Here is a 3,651-nt window from a genome sequence, read left to right as displayed (position 1 = left end):
GCGCAACGATTGCGATCCTATTGGCAATTTTAGATTCGAATTGGAAACCGGACTCGACGCGCTTGCCGCTAACGTTATGCCGATAGCCGAAGTTGCGGTTCCAGCGGGCTGAGTTCTCTCTGCCAAGATAAAACTTTCTTCGTGAAAATGAAACTTTCAACTTACTAAAAACCAGCAATTTTGGCTAGCGGCGGTTAGTAGCCGTGCTATTGGATTTTCATATTGTAATTATTATTATCACGTAAATAATCTTTCAGTTCTGGATGAAGTTTGACAACTTTATCGTCAATAAATTTCTGTATAAATGGTGCAATTTCATATTGACAATCTTCAGGTGGTTCAAGCCCTAAATTTAGATAATCTTCAATCTCGCCTGAACATAAAAGTGCCGACTCAGTCATTGTTATTAGTATTAAAAAAAATGTGACGACATAAGAAGTTCTAATATTTATATTTGATAAATGGACGTCAAGTTGAGTAGTTTCTGAATGGAGAATATTATGGCTATTGAATTTTCGACCATTATTATGAACGTAATCATTTAATTTGCCAGTAAGTAATGTCCAATAATTCTTGAGATTATATTTTTCAAGAATAATTTTTACCTCCTGATTTGACTTCAATACATTCATATAATTCCCGAAACTCAATTTCTTTTTAATGTTGTCATCGAGTTTATGAACTTCATCCCTTAACCAAGATTCAATCGCTTTTTCATCGTTTGATAGATTAGTATTGAATTCTAAATTGGCAAATGTTTTTGCGAACTCTTTTTCACTTTCAAGACTGATTTGTTCAATAGAATTTTGAACAAATGGTTTATACTTATTTAAAACCGATAGTATATATACGTACAAGAGTAAATCATCTCTTAGTTTTCTAATTAAAGTATTTGCATCAGAAAAACTCCCTATAGAGCAACATAATTTGATACTTTTCAGGGTGTTGACTGAACTATCAAGTAGAATAGGATTTACAAAGTGAATCTTCTCAGGGGTTACGAATGAAATCATTCTACCGCTTAAAGTAATCAGTCCAGAAAAATCTTCTAAAAATTCAATGTTCTGATCAAAATCTTTTTGAAATTTTTCGAACTGAATTGTTTCTGAAACATTCTGTCTATTTGGATAACTGATTTTCATAGTCGTTGAGATTTTACGAGCATGGCTACTAACGTGAGGCCGCTAACCGATCGTCGCGGCTTTTGGAGCAGATTACTATCTGCCAGGACGAAAGGTAGCAAAACAAATGGTTTTTTCAAGCTTGACAAAGTAGAAAAAATTGTTGTTTTGTGACTTATAAAAAGGCAGGTTCAATCACCCGAGACCCGCGATGGCGGTTAACGGCGGTTATTAGCAGCTTTAGTCAGTTTCTTCTAGAACTTGAGTTAGTCTCAAATCGTCAATATACTTTTTGAAGTCTTGTAAGCTTATTTTTGGAGCAGATCTAATTTGATCACGTCTTCCTGCGTCATCAGTTTGACCAGGCTCTATTTGATTGAAATTTCTTGGTCGGGAATTTGGATAAAGACCTATATCAATCATGTAGGCACTATATCGTTTTCCATCTGACGGCGCTGAACTTGTGTTGGCGTCTACCAAATGAATTAGACGTAAATCTACCAATTCTTTAATTGCCTGTTTTATTTGAGAATAATCTCCTAAATCGTTATTAGAAACTAAAAATATATTTGTGTTTTTGTCAGTCAAGGTAAACTTTCTTAGAAACTTTAAATAATATTCTAAAAGTTCTTTTTCCTCTGCAGAATCATGTTTAAAATTATCTAGTTTGTTGGGATAATTCTCTATTGCAATGTCATTGACATCGGTCTTCGATATAGAACTATTATTATTTACTGCCCTATTGCATAATTTAATAAAGAGTGACAAAAAATCTCTTGGAACTCCTCCGGAAGCGAGACAAAGTTGTTTAAATGCGTTATCTGAAATCAATTGTCTTAAATCTACACCGGCATTAGAATTTGTATTAGCTTGATTTAGCAATTCTCGCATGAAATTTGACAATGCCTGGAATTGGTCCAATGTGTAATCTAATTCAATCGATTGGGCGTCATGACCTATTTCAATTCCCGAAATGCTTCCATTCGTTTGCGAGTATAGAGTGGAAAGGTGTTTTATTGTAGCAATTTTGAGGTAGACTTCGGTATCTTTCGACAGCCTGTGAAATAAATCAATAAAATTTGCTTGATCATTTTTGCGGATGAAATAGAAATCGTCTAATACAAGAAATATATGTTTGGAATTTAGAAATTTAGAAACTTTATTGACTAATTCCTTCATTTCTGAGAGTTGGATCTTAAGTCTATTAAGTTTTTCAATACGAACCGATTTTTGAATTTCTGTTGATTGGGAAGCTTCTGCGTTACCTCCAAATTCTGATCCAAGTGCATTTGTTTTGAAATTTCCACCAGCCTTTTCAGAATTTGTTTTCTTAACGTTTTCATCGTAAATGTCTGGCGTGGTTAGCTGAGCTTGCATTTCATTGAGAATTTTTTGAATCTCACTTGACAGTTTTTTTCCGTTATATTTTTTTAGAAATTGAAACCATTCTGGATTCTCGTTAATCTCTTTTTGCAACTGTCTAAAAAACGAGCGATAGACCTGAATTATTGAATCAGGAAAGCTAATATCTTTATAGTCTTCAATATTGACTTTTATGAAAACAGAATTGGAGGTATCTCTTTTCAACGTTCTAACAAGTAGGGATTTTCCCGATCCTCTTCTTCCAAAAATGATCTGATTTTGTTTACTATTTAGCCGACTTACATGTCCTCTTGGATCAATATAATTAAGAGAAGTTTGGTCGGACACACGTAAATTTTCCTCAATGTATCTTGCAAGAGTATTTATTTTAATATTATCGTTCATTGGACTTGTATTAAAGTTGCTAGTAACGTGAGGCCTATTCGCGCCGTTGCGGCTGCCGGAGAAAGTACTCTCCGTCTTGACGAAAGGTAGCAAAACTTTTGGATTTTTCTAACTTGGAAAGTTTGAAAAACCCAATGTTTTGCGGCTTCGGAAAAGAGGCTTCCCGTCACCGCAAACCAGCAATGGCGTGAATAGGCGGTTACCTGCTGTTTCTATGTATATGCGTTTGGCATCTGGATTATTTCTTGAGCTTTTTCAAATAGGACAACTCTTCCTTTTTTATGTTTTTCAAGATATCAGTTCTTGAGCATATTGAACACTCAAATGAATTGCTATTTCCGCTTTGGTTTGCATAGATTAAATACTCTCTGTCAACTTCAAAAACATATCCACAATTATTCTTTATGTGAAAATACATTTTTTCCGAAAGTTTCTTATTTCGTGAGGCTGACTTATAGATGGTGTTAATTTGAAATTCGTAAATAAAAATAAGACTTCCATCACTCTTAACTTCGCTAGATCGTTGAATAACTTTCCCAACAAATATCGTATTGGATGCATTCCAATTAACTTTCACACTTTGCTTAACCTCACATTCGCAAGCAAGAGATTTTTGACAAATTAAAAGGAGAAATAATATTGAAAAAAGTCTTTTCATTTGAATCTGTTTTCAGTGAAATAGCAGGTAACGTTCGGCGGCTTCTTTGGCGCCGCGGCATTCCGGAAAGAGTATTCTCCACCGAACGGAAACGAAGTTAAGAAA

General features: G+C 34.5%; 3 protein-coding genes. All 3 read right to left on the bottom strand.

Annotated features, from left to right (window positions below; all coding sequences use genetic code 11):
- Positions 1–206: 206 nt before the first annotated feature.
- The 3 genes from HZF10_RS17640 to HZF10_RS17630 all read right to left on the bottom strand — a co-directional run bounded on the left by HZF10_RS17640 (position 207) and on the right by HZF10_RS17630 (position 3,546).
- Positions 207–1,142, bottom strand: coding sequence for a DUF5677 domain-containing protein (locus HZF10_RS17640; RefSeq protein WP_176007564.1), 936 nt, complete (start codon positions 1,140–1,142; stop codon positions 207–209).
- Between the two features lie 219 nt (positions 1,143–1,361).
- Positions 1,362–2,888: an ORC-CDC6 family AAA ATPase gene (locus HZF10_RS17635; RefSeq protein WP_176007563.1), complete on the bottom strand. Its 1,527-nt coding sequence runs from the start codon at positions 2,886–2,888 to the stop codon at positions 1,362–1,364.
- A gap of 238 nt (positions 2,889–3,126) precedes the next feature.
- Positions 3,127–3,546, bottom strand: a complete 420-nt coding sequence (locus HZF10_RS17630; RefSeq protein WP_176007562.1) for a hypothetical protein — start codon at positions 3,544–3,546, stop codon at positions 3,127–3,129.
- Positions 3,547–3,651: the final 105 nt, after the last annotated feature.

This window comes from Flavobacterium agri (assembly GCF_013401995.1).
Lineage (GTDB): Bacteria > Bacteroidota > Bacteroidia > Flavobacteriales > Flavobacteriaceae > Flavobacterium > Flavobacterium agri.
Note: the sequence above shows the minus strand (reverse complement) of the source record. Positions and strands in the feature narration are given on the sequence as shown.